Raw genomic sequence first — 12651 nt, 5'->3', positions numbered from 1 at the left:
CACCCACGGGGTGACCGCCCTTCGACGGATGCTGCGGTGCAGCGGTGCTGGCCCAGGGCCAGCGGGTGTCACTTGACGGTGACGGTGGCGCCGGCGGCCTCGAGGGCCTCCTTCGCCTTGTCCGCAGCGGCCTTGTCGACGTTCTCGAGGATCGTCTTGGGGGCGGCCTCGACGAGGTCCTTGGCCTCCTTCAGACCGAGGGAGGTCAGGGCGCGCACCTCCTTGATGACGTTGATCTTCTTGTCGCCGGCGGCCTCGAGGACGACCTCGAAGTCGTCCTTCTCCTCGGCGGCGGCGGCGTCGCCACCAGCGGCACCACCGGCGGCCGGGGCGGCGGCCACGGCGACGGGGGCAGCGGCGGTCACGCCGAAGGTGTCCTCGAACTGCTTCACGAACTCGGAGAGCTCGATCAGGGTCATCTCCTTGAAGGCGTCAAGGAGCTCGTCGGTGCTGAGCTTCGCCATGATGGCAAACCTTTCGTCAGTGGGCGGCAGCGTGGCGCGGAGCGACACGCTCGCCCGATGTGTTCTGTAGGTGGTGTACGTCGGCCTGGTCAGGCGTCGGTGGACTCGGCGGCCGGCTCGGCAGCCTCGTCGGTCGCCTCGGTCTCCTCGGCCGCGGGGGCCTCGTCGACAGGGGCGTCCTCGGCAGCCGGAGCAGCCGGCGTACCGGCACCACCTGCGAGGATCGAGGGGTCCTGCTCGGCCTTGGCCTGCAGCGCACCCGCGAGACGGGCGGCCTGGGCGATCGGCGCGTTGAGCAGGTAGACGGCCTGGGAGAGGCTCGCGAGCATCGCGCCCGCCAGCTTGCCCATCAGCACCTCGCGCGACTCGAGGTCGGCCAGCTTGGCCACCTCTGCAGCGTCGAGCGGCTTGCCGTCCAGGACTCCACCCTTGATGACAAGGGCGGGGTTGGCCTTGGCAAAGTCACGCAGACCCTTGGCGGCCTCGACCACGTCTCCATTGATGAAGGCGATGGCGGTGGGGCCGGTCAGCAGGTCGTCGAAGCCTTCGATGCCCACCTCGGTGGCGGCGATCTTGGCCAGCGTGTTCTTGACCACGGCGTAGTTGGCGTTCTCGCCGAGGGCTCGCCGCAGGTCCTGCAGCTGCTTCACGGTGAGCCCGCGGTACTCGGTCAGCACAGCGCCGGCGGAGTCGTTGAACGAGTCAACGATCTCTGCGACGGCGGCAGTCTTTTCTGGCCGCGCCATGGGTCTCCTTCCGGGGTTGACCACCGGCGTCCGGCCCACAGACGAGGAACGCCCTGAGCACAGGCTCAGGGCGTGGATGCGGCCGAGGCCGCTGCTCTGTCACCTGCGCCGGCCGCCCGCTGCTGCGGACCTTCGGTCATGGACGTGGAGCCCATGACAACCTGCGGTCTCTGGTTTCGAGATGGAACAGTACGCCGCGACCGGTGGACCGGACAAATCGGCGCCGGCCGCTCGCGGGCGGCGGGGGCGAAACCAGGCAATCCCGCCCGCCGGACCCCCCGTCACTGGTGCAATGTCCGCGTGGACCACCAGCTCATGACCGTCGGCGCCTCCCTGGCCCGCAGCGACGAACGCATGCTCACCGGACGCAACGCGGCCGGACGCGTCTGGAAGACCGGGTTCGCCGGCCTGGACCCGATCATCGGCGGCGGCATGCGCGCCGGGTCGCTCATCCTGCTCGCGGGCCCGCAGGGTCTCGGCAAGTCGACCTTCGCCCTGCAGGTCGCGCGCAACAACGCCGCGACCGGGCGCCCGGTCCTCTACTTCTCCTACGAGCACGACGCCGAGGACCTGACCCAGAAGCTCATCGCCCTCGAGGCCGGCGAGCTCGACGAGTCCGACCAGGTGCGGATCACCAGCATCCGCTCGATCTTCGATGACCTCTGGGTCAGCTCGCTCGAGCACCGCCTGGAGTCCGTCCCGTCCGGCGTCGACGCGCTCGCCCGGGTGGCGCACTACTCCGAGCAGCTCTTCGTCCACCGCTCCACCGGCACCCGCACCGACCTGTCCGCGATCGAGGCGGCCATCACCGCCGTACGCGAGCTGACCGGCACCGTGCCGCTGGTCGTCGTCGACTACCTGCAGAAGGTGAAGTCCGGCCACGAGGACGAGATGGCCAGGACGACCGAGATCGTCGAGGGGCTCAAGGACCTCGCCATCGACATCGGCGCACCGGTGCTCGCCATCGCGGCCGCCGACAAGGAGGCGCTGCGCTCGGGCAAGCGGATGCGCGCCAACGACCTGCGCGGGTCCAGCGCGCTGGCGTACGAGGCCGACGTGGTGCTGGTGCTCAACAACAAGTTCGACATCGTCGCGCGCCACCACCTGACCTACGACCTCGGCAACGCCGAGCGGTTCCGCGACTACGCCGTCCTCACGGTCGAGAAGAACCGCTTCGGTCGCGACGGCGCGACCCTGCAGTTCCGGACCCGCTTCGACCAGGGCCGCTTCGAGGCCGAGGGCACCGAGGTCAAGGAGCAGCTGATCGACGAGCGGGTCTTCCGCGACTGAGGCGCGAGCCTCACATGCCGGGCTGCTCGGTGACCTCGCTCGCCGGGGGCGCCTGGATGTCGACGTCGAGGCCGAAGTCGGAGTAGGTGCCCTCGGTCGTCGACGACGTGCCCGCGCCACCGCCGGTGCCGGGAAGCTCCATCGTCTGCGCGAACTTGCGCGGCAGGTTGTCGGCGTCGACCCACATCTCGGTCACGAGCTCCTTGGGGAGCATCTCGGCCATCGCGGCGGGGAACTCCATCGCCTTGAGGTACTGCGACGGGTCGAGGGTGATCCGGTAGTGGTTCGTCTCGACCCCGTCGACCTCCTCCGAGCCGACCAGCTCGAGCTTCTTCGGGGCCTCCATCGCCTTGAACATGACCTCCGGGTCGGTGGCCTTGCCGATCATGCCGAAGAGCGAGTTGGGGTCGCTCAGGTCGATCTTGAGCCACTTGTCGCCCGTGCCGAGATCGGGCGACTTCATGTACATCGCCTTGTCGATCAGGATCATGTCCATCGCCTGGGCGCCGGTGCTCGAGGCCTTCATCTCCACGCCGGCGTCGCTGAACCGCGCCTCCCCGGACATGACCTGCGACTGCCCGGAGGCGCCCGACGTCGTCGAGAAGGCGAACGTCTCCGCGTCGCGCAGGGCGTCCATCACCGACGGGTAGAAGTCGTCGGTCGAGAGCTCGGCCAGGGACGCCTCGGCCGGGGCGTCGGTCTCCTCCGACGTCGCCTCGCTGCCGTCGTCGGTGCTGGCGTCGGTGGAGTCGTCGGCAGCGTCGGTGCTCTCGTCGGTCGCCGAGGTCGACCCGCCGGACCCGGAGTCGTCGCTGCTGCACGCGGCGAGGCCGGCGCCCAGGGTCAGCACCAGGGCGGCGGAGCCGAGGCGGCGGGCGAGAGGGGTGACGCGCATGGTGTGTCTCCTGGAGAGGCTGTGGGTTCGGGGTTCGTCAAGGTTCGTCGTACGGGCCTGCCACCACTTCCTACCCGATGCTTCCACACCGAAACGGCGACCGACGCAGAACGACCCGGCACCCCGAGGGGGGCCGGGCCGTTCGTGGCTCGGGGGCGATCAGGCCCCGTCAGGCCGGATCAGGCCTGGACGGCCTCGTCCTCTTCCGCGACGTTCTTCGTGCGGTTGGGGTCGACCTGGATGCCGGGGCCCATCGTCGTGGAGACGGTGACCTTCTTGATATAGCGGCCCTTGGAGCTGGCCGGCTTGAGACGCAGCACCTCGTCGAGGGCGGCCGCGTAGTTCTCCGCGAGCTGGGCCTCGGAGAAGGACGCCTTGCCGATGATGAAGTGCAGGTTGGCGTGGCGGTCGACGCGGAACTCGATCTTGCCGCCCTTGATGTCCGTGACGGCCTTGGCGACGTCGGGGGTCACCGTGCCGGTCTTCGGGTTCGGCATGAGCGAGCGCGGGCCGAGGACGCGGCCGAGGCGGCCGACCTTGCCCATCATGTCGGGCGTCGCGACGACGGCGTCGAAGTCGAGCCAGCCGCCGGCGACCTTCTCGATCAGCTCGTCGCCACCGACGAACTCGGCGCCGGCCTCGCGGGCGGCCTCGGCCTTGTCCGCGTTCGCGAACACCAGGACGCGGGCGGTCTTGCCGGTGCCGTGCGGGAGGTTGACGGTGCCGCGGACCATCTGGTCGGCCTTGCGCGGGTCGACACCCAGGCGCATGACGACGTCGACGGTCTCGTCGAACTTCTTCTTGGAGCCACCCTTGGCGATCTTGATGGCGGCCAGCGGGGCGTAGAGCTCGTCCTTGTCGAACGCCTCAGCCGCCGCGCGGTAGGTCTTGCTGCGCTGCATGGTCTTCTCGTTTCTCTGGTGCGAAGGATGTGGTTAGCGAGCCAGCGCGGCTCTCCCACGTAGTCAGTCGGTCGTGACGCCCATCGAGCGCGCAGTGCCCTCGACGATCTTCATGGCCGCGTCGATGTCGTTGGCGTTGAGGTCGGGCAGCTTGGTGGACGCGATCTCGCGGATCTGGTCCTTGGTCAGCTTGCCGACCTTGTCCTTGTGCGGGACGCCCGAGCCCTTGGAGAGGCCGGCGGCCTTCTTGATGAGCTCGGCGGCCGGCGGGGTCTTGGTGATGAAGTCGAACGTGCGGTCCTCGTAGATGGTGATCTCGACGGGGATCACGTTGCCGCGCATGGACTCGGTCTGGGCGTTGTAGGCCTTGCAGAAGTCCATGATGTTGACGCCGTGCGGACCGAGCGCCGTACCGACCGGCGGGGCCGGGGTGGCCGAGCCGGCCTGCAGCTGCACCTTGACGAGTGCGGCGATCTTCTTCTTGGGAGGCATTGCCTTCTTCTTTCTCTCGTGTGGTCATGACGAGGGCACCTGCCCCCTGCCACGGGTTGTTGCTACTGCAGTGTCGGGCCGCGGGACGGCACCGACGAAATCGTCAGACCTTCTGGATCTGGCTGAAGGAGAGCTCGACCGGGGTCTCGCGGCCGAAGATCTCGACGAGGGCCTTCACGCGCTGCGACTCGGCGTTGATCTCGGTGATCGTCGCGTGGAGCGTGGCGAACGGGCCGTCGACCACCATGACCGAGTCGGAGACGTCGAAGTCGGCGACCTCGACCGGCTTGCGCGGCGTGGTGGAGGAGCCCTTCTCGCCCGAGGCGGCGGCCTCGGCCTCGGCGACGGCCACGACGGCCGGCGCGAGCATGTCCTCGACCTCGCTCATGCTCAGCGGCACGGGCTGGTGGCTGTGGCCCACGAAGCCGGTGACCGACGGCGTGTGGCGCACGGCGGACCAGGACTCGTCGGTGAGGTCCATGCGGACCAGGACGTAGCCGGGGAGGACGGTGCGCGTGACCATCTTGCGCTGGCCGTTCTTGATCTCCGCGACCTCCTCGGTGGGGACCACGATCTCGTGGATGTAGTCCTCCATGTTGAGCGAGATGATGCGGTTCTCGAGGTTGTGCTTGACCCGCTTCTCCATGCCGGAGTAGGTGTGCACCACGAACCAGTCGCCCGGCTTGGCCCACAGCTCGCGGCGGAAGGCCTCGAGCGGGTCCGACTCCTCGGCGGCAGCCGGGTCCGAGTCCTCGTCCGGGTCGACGTCCGCGTCCGAGTCGACGTCCGCAGCGGAGTCGCTGGTGTCGTCCACCTCGTCGCCGGGCTCGTCGGACGGCTCGCCGGTCACGTCGTCGGTGTCCTCGACGGCGTCCACCTCGGCGTCCTCCGGGGTCGCCTCGTCGATGGACTCGACCTGGTCGACCTGCTCGTCGACCTGGTCCACGTCATGGTTGTCAGACACGTCTCACTCCGTTGATCGTTGCTGGGGGGCGGGGATCACTGCCCCGTCGTCACTGGGTGTTGCTGCCGGTGAAGATCTCGAAGACCAGCTTGCCGAACGCCAGGTCCAGCACCGAGACCAGCAGCATCACCGTGATGACGAAGACCAGCACGACGAAGAAGTAGGTGATCAGCTGCTGCTGGGTGGGCCACACCACCTTGCGGAGCTCGGCCACCACCTGACGCAGGAACGTGGCGGGGCTGGTGCGCCCACGGTCGTCGCCGCGCGAGTCGCGCCGGTCCTGAACCGCGTTGCCGTCAGCCACGTCATCCACCTTCTCGTTGTTGCTGTGCAGTGTTCCTCGCAGGGCACGAGGGACTTGAACCCCCAACCTTCGGTTTTGGAGACCGATGCTCTGCCAGTTGAGCTAGTGCCCTCCGGTGGCTTCATCCCCGCGTCGGGGGCATGCCGAAGCATGTGGCGAAACCACCAATCGGGAAGCATACGGGGCCGGTCCCACCCGCGTCGAACCGAGGCCGCCCCACCTGCCTACGATGCGTCGCATGACGGCAGCGGGGACAGGTGGGGGCGAGCGCCGCCGGGACGTGTCCCGCCTGCCCAAGGCACACCTCCACCTGCACTTCACCGGGTCGATGCGCCACGCCACCCTGCTCGAGCTGGCCGAGCGGGACGGCGTCGCGCTCCCGGACTCGCTCGTCGAGGACTGGCCGCCGCAGCTGAGCGCGGCCGACGAGAAGGGCTGGTTCCGCTTCCAGCGGCTCTACGACGTGGCGCGCTCGGTGCTGCGTACGCCCGACGACGTGCGCCGCCTGGTCCTCGAGGCGGCCGAGGACGACGTCCGCGACGGTGGCCGCTGGCTGGAGATCCAGGTCGACCCCAGCGGGTACGCCGCCCGCTTCGGCGGCATCACCGCCTTCACCGACCTGGTCCTCGACTGCGTGCGCGACGCGTCCGAGCGCACCGGCCTCGGGATCGCGGTCGTCGTCGCCGCCAACCGCACCCGGCACCCGCTCGACGCGCGCACCCTCGCCCGCCTCGCCGCGCAGTACGCCGGTCGGGGCGTGGTCGGCTTCGGGCTGTCCAACGACGAGCGCCGGGGCCGCACGGAGGACTTCGAGGGGGCGTTCCGCATCGCGGAGCGCGCCGACCTCCTGCTCGTGCCGCACGGCGGCGAGCTGCGCGGCCCCGACCACGTCCGGCAGTGCCTCGACAGCCTCGGCGCGCAGCGCCTCGGCCACGGCGTGCGCAGCGTCGAGGACCCCGCGCTGCTCGACCGGATCGTGTCGGCCGGGGTCGCGCTCGAGGTGTGCCCGACGTCCAACGTCTCGCTCGGCGTCTACTCCGACCTCACGTCGGTGCCGCTGCCGCAGCTCCTCGCGGCGGGCGCGACGGTGGCCCTCGGCGCCGACGACCCGCTCCTCTTCGGCTCGCGGCTCGCCGGCCAGTACGCCACGATGCGCGCCGCGCACGAGCTCGACGACGCGACCCTGGCCCGGCTGGCGGAGATGTCGTTCGAGGCGTCCCGGGCGCCGTCGGACGTCGTCACGACCGCGCGCCGCGACATCGCCGCCTGGCTGGCGGGTTAGGTCCGACCGTGGTCAGAGGGCGCAGCCGACCGTCACGGGCTCGTTGACGAGCGTGACGCCGAACCGCTCGCGCACGCCCTCGCGGACCTCGCGGGCGAGGGCGAGCAGCTCCTCGGTGGTCGCGCCGCCGCGGTTGGTCAGGGCCAGGGTGTGCTTGGTCGACAGCCGGACCCGCTCCCCCGCGGTCGGGCTGGCGTACCCCTTGCCGAACCCGGCGTGCTCGATGAGCCAGGCCGCGCTGGACTTGACCGTGCCGTCGGGCTGCTCCCAGCGCGGCGCGTCGTCGGGCAGGGCCACGGCCTGCTCGGGGGTGAGGAACGGGTTGGTGAAGAACGAGCCGGCGCTCCACGTGTCGTGGTCGGCGTCGTCGAGGACCATGCCCTTGCCGCGACGCAGGGCGAGGACGGCCTCGCGCACGTCCGCCATCGGGGCCCGCTGGCCCTCGGCGACGCCGAGGGTGCGGGCGAGCTCGGCGTAGCGCACGGGGGCCGCGAGGCTGGCCATCCGGAACTGGAAGGTGACGTCGAGGACGACGTGCCGTCCCGGGTCGGACTTGAAGCGGCTCGCCCGGTAGCCGAAGCGGCACTCGTCGGCCGCGAAGCTCCGCACCCCGCGCAGCACCCGGTCCCACACGCGGACCCGGGCGATGGTCTGCGAGACCTCCTGCCCGTAGGCGCCGACGTTCTGGATGGGGGTGGCCCCGACCGAACCGGGGATCCCGGAGAGCGCCTCGATGCCGGCCCAGCCGCGGGCGACGGCGTGGTCCACCAGGCCGTCCCACGACTCCCCCGCGGCGACCGTCACGGTCGCGCCGGAGCAGGACGGGTCCCCCGAGTCGTCGACGTCGGTGGCGATGCCGCGCGTGGCGACGTGGACGACCGTGCCGGCGAACCCCTCGTCGGCGACCACGAGGTTGGACCCGCCGCCCAGGACCAGCAGCGGCTCGCCGGCGGCGTCGGCCTCACCGACCGCGGCGACGAGCTCCTCCTCGGTCGTGGCCTCGACCCAGCGGCCGGCCGGACCGCCGAGCCGCAGGGTGGTGTGGTCGCGCAGCGCCGGGTCAGGCACGCACGACCGCCCTGGGCATCCCGAGGACCTTCTGGCCCTCGCAGGTGACCTCCAGGGCGAGGGTGGCCAGGCCGTCCGCCACCGACTTCACCGTGCCGGCGACCACGACCTCCGCGCCGCCCTCCGCGGGCACGACGACCGGGCTGGTGAACTTCGCGCCCAGGTCGACGACCTCGGCGCCGTCGGTCCACTCGGCGACGGCGCGGCCGACGAGGGCGAGGGTGTACATCCCGTGGGCGATCACGCCGGGGAGGCCGACGCTGCGGGCGACGTCCTCGTCCTGGTGGATCGGGTTGTGGTCGCCGCTCGCGTGGGCGTACGCGACGAGGTCGGCGCGGGTGACGGTGAAGCTCCGCGCGTCGAGGACGTCGCCGGCCCGGAGGGTGGTGGTCATGCCGCACCTCCGGCGGAGTGGACGAGGGTGGCCTTGCCGGTGCAGACGACCGCGCCGTCGGCGTCGGTGATCTCGCTCGTGGTGGCGATGATGTCGGCGCCGCCGATCTGGCGCAGGCCGGTGACGGTGAGCGTCGCGGTGAGCTCGTCGCCGACGGCGAGGGGACGGACGTACGCGAAGCGCTGCTCGCCGTGGACGATGCGGTGCAGGTCGATCGCCTCGGCGTCGAGGAAGGCCTGCATGGCGTCGAAGGCGAGGACGATCGGGAACGTCGGCGGGACGGCGTCGCCCGGGTGGCCGACGGCGGCGGCGAACGCGCTGACCCGGTCGGGGGTGACGGTCAGGGGCGCCGGCGCGGGGAACTCTCGCCCCACCAGCGAAGGGTCGACGGGCATGTCACGACACTAGCCGGGCGACCGGACGTGTCGAGACCGGCCCACAAACACGACAACCCGTCCGAGTGCTCGGACGGGTCGGGTGCGACGACGAAGGACGTCAGCGGGTCTCGCGGTGCACCGTGTGGCGACGCTCGCGCGGGCAGAACTTCTTCAGCTCGATCCGGTCGGGGTCGTTGCGACGGTTCTTCTTCGTGATGTAGTTGCGCTCCTTGCACTCGGTGCACGCGAGCGTGATCTTGGGGCGAACGTCAGAAGACTTGCTGGCCATTGGGAAGAACCTTTTCGTTGCGGGTGGTGCGGAGGCTGCCGGACTTGGTGGTAGCGGGGGCGGGACTCGAACCCGCGACACCACGATTATGAGCCGTGTGCTCTAACCACCTGAGCTACCCCGCCGCGGAGGACAGACGCCCCCGGAGGGAGGTCCGACCCAGAGCCCCTTTACGGAATCGAACCGTAGACCTTCTCCTTACCATGGAGACGCTCTGCCGACTGAGCTAAAGGGGCAACGACGGAGAACGATACACACGGCCCGCCACGATGAGAAATCGGCTCCGGGTGGAGCCCCGACCGACCCTCGCGAGGCCCGTCAGGACGCCTGCGGGGCGCCTTGGATCCGGGGCCAGCCGACCGCTTCCTCGAGCTCGTACGACAGCGCGAGCAGGCGTGCCTCGCGGCCCGCGCCGGCACCCAGCATCATGCCCTGCGGGAGCCCCGCGGCGGTGGTCGCGAGCGGCAGCGAGACGGCCGGCTCGCCCGTCGCGTTCTGCAGCGGCGTGAAGGCCACCCAGTCCATCAGCCGGCGCATGATCTCGTCGTAGTCCTGGTCCGGGCGCAGGTGCCCCACCAGGGGCGTCTCGGTCGCGAGCGTCGGCGTGAGCGTGATGTCGTACTGCTGCCGGTGCCGGGCGGCGAGCCGCTGGGAGCGGCGCAGGACGGCGATGGACCACGGCTGCTTGTGCAGGTTGCGGGCCGCGTGCCGGGCCAGGCCCAGGGTGAGGTTGTCGAGCTTGGCGGGGTCCCACGTCGGTCCGAAGTCCTTCGCGCCCCGGCGGGCGATGACGTAGGCGAGCATGGACCAGAAGCGGACGAAGTGCTCGGGGAAGCTGTCGGGGACCGGGTTGTCGACCTCCTCGACGTGGTGGCCGAGGGACTCGAGCAGCGCCGCCGTGGCGAGGGTCAGCTCGCGCACCTCCGGGCTGCACGCGCGACCGATGCCCGTGGTCACCACGGCGACCCTGAGCCGGGCCCGGCCGGGCCGGGTGATGTCGCCGACCGGCGCGAGCAGCGGGTTGCGCCAGACCTTCTCGGCCTCGCGGTAGAACGCGGCGGTGTCGCGCACGCTGCGGGTCAGCACGCCGTCGGACACGATCCGCACGGGCATGTCCCGCATCATCCGGTCCTGCGCCAGCCGTCCGCGGGTCGGCTTGAGGCCCACGAGCCCGTTGACGGCGGCCGGGATGCGGATCGAGCCGCCGCCGTCGTTGGCGTGGGCGATCGGGACCGCCCCGGCGGCCACGAGGGCGGCCGAGCCGGCCGACGAGGCGCCGGCGTAGTGGTCGGGGTTCCACGGCGAGCGCACCGGCCCGAGGCGTACGTGGTCGGCGGCGCCGGAGAAGCCGAACTCCGAGAGTTGCGTCTTGCCGAGCGGGACCAGGCCGGTCGCGAGGTACATCCGGGCGAAGTCGCCGTCGGCGGGCTGCGGCGCCGCGGTGAACGCGTCGGCTCCGTGCTGCGTCGGCATCCCGGCGACGTCCACGTTGTCCTTGACGAAGGTCGGCACGCCGGCGAACCAGCCGGGGCGCGGGTGCCGGGCCTCCTCCCGCGCACGGTCGTAGGCGGCGTACGCCACCGCACCGAGTCGCGCGTCGACCCGCTCGGTGCGCGCGATCGCGGCCTCGACCACCTCCGGCACCGAGACCTGCCCGGAGCGGAGCGCGGCGACGAGCCCGGTGGCGTCGAGGTCGGCGAGGGCGTCGTCGGTGAAGGCGTGCACGCGATCCATGACGCGGCAGCCTACGGACTGCACGGCGCCGGCGGCAGGGGGCAATTCGCTGGCCCCACTGCCCCGGGTGAGGCAGCGTGGTCGTCATGACGAGCAGCGACTACTGGGACGCCGACACCGCCGCGGGGTACGACGAGGGCTCGGCGCACATGTTCGCCCCCGAGGTGCTGGACCCGGCCGTGGACCTCCTGGCCGACCTCGCAGGTGGCGGCGCTGCCCTCGAGCTCGCTATCGGCACCGGACGGGTGGCGATCCCGCTGGTCGAGCGCGGTGTGCGGGTCGCCGGCATCGAGCTGTCGCAGCCGATGACGGACGCCCTGCACCGCAAGCGGCCCGACCTGCCCGTGGTCGTCGGCGACATGGCGACCGCACACGTCGACGGCGAGTTCGACCTGGTCTACGTCGTGTGGAACAGCATCGGCAACGTGCGTACGCAGGCCGAGCAGGTCGCCACCTTCCGCAACGCGGCGCGGCACCTCGTCCCGGGCGGCCGCTTCGTCGTCGAGCTCTGGGTGCCCGGGATCCGGCGCCTGCCGCCGGGCCAGACGGCGGTGCCGTTCCACGTCGGCAGCGGCCACGTCGGCTTCGACACCTTCGACTTGGCGACGCAGCAGGGCACGTCGCACCACTACCACCGCCACGACGACGGCACCGTGACCTACGGGGCCAGCAACTTCCGCTACATCTGGCCGGCCGAGTGCGACCTGATGGCGCAGCTCGCCGGCATGGGGCTCGAGCGGCGGGTCGCGGACTGGCACGGCGCGCCCTTCACCGGCGACAGCGAGAGCCACGTCTCGGTCTGGCGCAAGCCCGCCTGAGCCTGCCCCTGAGCCCTGCCCCTAGCCCGCGCAGCCGCGGCGGTGGCAGCCCTCGAGGTGGTCGTCCACCAGCCCGATGGCCTCCATCAGCGCGTACATCGTGGTGGGACCGACGTGGGCGAAGCCGGCCTTCTTGAGCGCCTTGGACAGCGCGACCGACTCCGGCGAGGTGGTCGGCACCTCGCCGGTCGTCACGGGGGCCGGACCCGGCTCGGGTCGGAACGACCAGATGAACGCCTCGAGGCCGCCCTCCGCGCGCAGGGCGACCGTCGCCCGCGCGTTGGCGACGGCGGCCTCCACCTTGCGCCGGTTGCGGACGATGCCGGCGTCGGCCATGAGCCGCTCGAGGTCGCCCTCGTCGTAGGCGGCGACGACGTCGGCGTCGAAGCCCGCGAAGGCACGGCGGAAGTGCTCGCGCTTGTTGAGGATGGTCAGCCACGACAGCCCGGACTGGAACGCCTCCAGGGTCAGCCGCTCGAGGTGCGCCGCCTCACCCGAGACCCGCATGCCCCACTCGCTGTCGTGGTACGCCCTGTTGACCGGGTCGCCGGCGCCCCACGGGCAGCGCGCGACGCCGTCGTCGCCGACGATCGCGGGGGTGCCTGCGGTCATGGCCGCATCCTCGCGCACGC

The 12651-nt window shown here is 71.2% G+C and carries 16 protein-coding genes and 3 tRNA genes; 3 read left to right on the top strand and 16 right to left on the bottom strand.

Annotated features, from left to right (window positions below; genetic code table 11):
- Window positions 1–68: 68 nt before the first annotated feature.
- Together rplL and rplJ are read right to left on the bottom strand one after the other, a co-directional pair.
- Window positions 69–464 carry a 50S ribosomal protein L7/L12 gene (gene rplL, locus F4692_RS10525; protein ID WP_179619601.1) on the bottom strand — a complete coding sequence of 132 codons (396 nt, stop codon included), beginning with the start codon at window positions 462–464 and terminating at the stop codon, window positions 69–71.
- An 89-nt stretch (window positions 465–553) separates the two neighbouring features.
- Window positions 554–1210, bottom strand: coding sequence for a 50S ribosomal protein L10 (gene rplJ / locus F4692_RS10520; protein WP_179619600.1), 657 nt, complete (start codon window positions 1208–1210; stop codon window positions 554–556).
- 300 nt (window positions 1211–1510) lie between these two features.
- Between rplJ and F4692_RS10515 the strand changes: the two genes are divergently transcribed.
- Entirely contained in the window at window positions 1511–2500 is a 990-nt protein-coding gene (locus F4692_RS10515; RefSeq protein WP_179619599.1) for a DnaB-like helicase C-terminal domain-containing protein, read from the top strand.
- 10 nt (window positions 2501–2510) lie between these two features.
- Here F4692_RS10515 and F4692_RS10510 read toward each other — a convergent pair whose 3' ends face one another.
- From F4692_RS10510 to F4692_RS10485, 6 genes are all read right to left on the bottom strand, one after another.
- A complete protein-coding gene (locus F4692_RS10510) occupies window positions 2511–3395 on the bottom strand; it encodes an SCO4651 family lipoprotein (protein WP_179619598.1) in 885 nt (294 codons plus the stop codon).
- Between the two features lie 179 nt (window positions 3396–3574).
- A complete protein-coding gene (gene rplA / locus F4692_RS10505; RefSeq protein WP_179619597.1) occupies window positions 3575–4297 on the bottom strand; it encodes a 50S ribosomal protein L1 in 723 nt (240 codons plus the stop codon).
- Between the two features lie 63 nt (window positions 4298–4360).
- Window positions 4361–4789, bottom strand: a complete 429-nt coding sequence (rplK, locus tag F4692_RS10500; RefSeq protein ID WP_179619596.1) for a 50S ribosomal protein L11 — start codon at window positions 4787–4789, stop codon at window positions 4361–4363.
- A 103-nt stretch (window positions 4790–4892) separates the two neighbouring features.
- Window positions 4893–5753, bottom strand: coding sequence for a transcription termination/antitermination protein NusG (gene nusG, locus F4692_RS10495; RefSeq protein WP_308645254.1), 861 nt, complete (start codon window positions 5751–5753; stop codon window positions 4893–4895).
- A gap of 49 nt (window positions 5754–5802) precedes the next feature.
- Window positions 5803–6057: a preprotein translocase subunit SecE gene (gene secE, locus F4692_RS21195; protein ID WP_179619595.1), complete on the bottom strand. Its 255-nt coding sequence runs from the start codon at window positions 6055–6057 to the stop codon at window positions 5803–5805.
- Between the two features lie 39 nt (window positions 6058–6096).
- Window positions 6097–6169: transfer RNA gene (locus F4692_RS10485), tRNA-Trp, on the bottom strand.
- 126 nt (window positions 6170–6295) lie between these two features.
- On the opposite strand from F4692_RS10485, the gene F4692_RS10480 reads away from it, so the two are divergent.
- Window positions 6296–7339 (top strand): adenosine deaminase, encoded by a 1044-nt coding sequence (locus F4692_RS10480; protein ID WP_179619594.1) that lies wholly within the window; start codon window positions 6296–6298, stop codon window positions 7337–7339.
- Window positions 7340–7351: 12 nt separating this feature from the next.
- Here the strand turns inward: F4692_RS10480 and F4692_RS10475 are convergent, their stop codons facing one another.
- The 7 genes from F4692_RS10475 to F4692_RS10445 all read right to left on the bottom strand — a co-directional run bounded on the left by F4692_RS10475 (window position 7352) and on the right by F4692_RS10445 (window position 11201).
- Complete coding sequence (locus tag F4692_RS10475; RefSeq protein ID WP_179619593.1) at window positions 7352–8407, bottom strand: UDP-N-acetylmuramate dehydrogenase; 1056 nt, start codon at window positions 8405–8407, stop codon at window positions 7352–7354.
- A complete protein-coding gene (locus tag F4692_RS10470; RefSeq protein WP_179619592.1) occupies window positions 8400–8801 on the bottom strand; it encodes a MaoC/PaaZ C-terminal domain-containing protein in 402 nt (133 codons plus the stop codon). Before F4692_RS10470 ends, F4692_RS10475 begins: the two co-directional genes overlap by 8 nt.
- A complete protein-coding gene (locus F4692_RS10465; RefSeq protein WP_179619591.1) occupies window positions 8798–9196 on the bottom strand; it encodes an FAS1-like dehydratase domain-containing protein in 399 nt (132 codons plus the stop codon). Before F4692_RS10465 ends, F4692_RS10470 begins: the two co-directional genes overlap by 4 nt.
- Before the next feature lie 100 nt (window positions 9197–9296).
- Window positions 9297–9467, bottom strand: coding sequence for a 50S ribosomal protein L33 (gene rpmG, locus F4692_RS10460; protein WP_179619590.1), 171 nt, complete (start codon window positions 9465–9467; stop codon window positions 9297–9299).
- A gap of 48 nt (window positions 9468–9515) precedes the next feature.
- Window positions 9516–9592 (bottom strand) — tRNA-Met (locus tag F4692_RS10455).
- A gap of 38 nt (window positions 9593–9630) precedes the next feature.
- Window positions 9631–9703: transfer RNA gene (locus F4692_RS10450), tRNA-Thr, on the bottom strand.
- Window positions 9704–9785: 82 nt separating this feature from the next.
- Window positions 9786–11201: an amidase gene (locus tag F4692_RS10445; protein ID WP_179619589.1), complete on the bottom strand. Its 1416-nt coding sequence runs from the start codon at window positions 11199–11201 to the stop codon at window positions 9786–9788.
- Between the two features lie 86 nt (window positions 11202–11287).
- Here F4692_RS10445 and F4692_RS10440 point away from each other — a divergent pair, with 86 nt between their 5' ends.
- A complete protein-coding gene (locus F4692_RS10440; protein WP_179619588.1) occupies window positions 11288–12019 on the top strand; it encodes a class I SAM-dependent DNA methyltransferase in 732 nt (243 codons plus the stop codon).
- A gap of 21 nt (window positions 12020–12040) precedes the next feature.
- On the opposite strand, the gene F4692_RS10435 is transcribed toward F4692_RS10440, so the two are convergent.
- A complete protein-coding gene (locus tag F4692_RS10435; protein WP_179619587.1) occupies window positions 12041–12631 on the bottom strand; it encodes a DNA-3-methyladenine glycosylase I in 591 nt (196 codons plus the stop codon).
- Between the last annotated feature and the right edge of the window lie 20 nt (window positions 12632–12651).

This window comes from Nocardioides cavernae (genome assembly GCF_013410035.1).
In the GTDB taxonomy this organism is placed as follows: domain Bacteria; phylum Actinomycetota; class Actinomycetes; order Propionibacteriales; family Nocardioidaceae; genus Nocardioides; species Nocardioides cavernae_A.
This window is presented reverse-complemented; position numbering and strand designations above follow the sequence as displayed.

What these genes read in the sequence shown, in the direction of transcription:
- F4692_RS10470 (WP_179619592.1), bottom strand. Translation starts at nt 8,801, where the DNA reads ATGACCACCACCCTCCGGGCCGGCGACGTCCTCGACGCGCGGAGCTTC.
- F4692_RS10480 (WP_179619594.1), top strand. Translation starts at nt 6,296, where the DNA reads ATGACGGCAGCGGGGACAGGTGGGGGCGAGCGCCGCCGGGACGTGTCC.
- F4692_RS10445 (WP_179619589.1), bottom strand. Translation starts at nt 11,201, where the DNA reads ATGGATCGCGTGCACGCCTTCACCGACGACGCCCTCGCCGACCTCGAC.
- rplA (WP_179619597.1), bottom strand. Translation starts at nt 4,297, where the DNA reads ATGCAGCGCAGCAAGACCTACCGCGCGGCGGCTGAGGCGTTCGACAAG.
- F4692_RS10440 (WP_179619588.1), top strand. Translation starts at nt 11,288, where the DNA reads ATGACGAGCAGCGACTACTGGGACGCCGACACCGCCGCGGGGTACGAC.
- rplL (WP_179619601.1), bottom strand. Translation starts at nt 464, where the DNA reads ATGGCGAAGCTCAGCACCGACGAGCTCCTTGACGCCTTCAAGGAGATG.
- F4692_RS10465 (WP_179619591.1), bottom strand. Translation starts at nt 9,196, where the DNA reads ATGCCCGTCGACCCTTCGCTGGTGGGGCGAGAGTTCCCCGCGCCGGCG.
- F4692_RS10510 (WP_179619598.1), bottom strand. Translation starts at nt 3,395, where the DNA reads ATGCGCGTCACCCCTCTCGCCCGCCGCCTCGGCTCCGCCGCCCTGGTG.
- rplK (WP_179619596.1), bottom strand. Translation starts at nt 4,789, where the DNA reads ATGCCTCCCAAGAAGAAGATCGCCGCACTCGTCAAGGTGCAGCTGCAG.
- F4692_RS10435 (WP_179619587.1), bottom strand. Translation starts at nt 12,631, where the DNA reads ATGACCGCAGGCACCCCCGCGATCGTCGGCGACGACGGCGTCGCGCGC.
- rplJ (WP_179619600.1), bottom strand. Translation starts at nt 1,210, where the DNA reads ATGGCGCGGCCAGAAAAGACTGCCGCCGTCGCAGAGATCGTTGACTCG.
- rpmG (WP_179619590.1), bottom strand. Translation starts at nt 9,467, where the DNA reads ATGGCCAGCAAGTCTTCTGACGTTCGCCCCAAGATCACGCTCGCGTGC.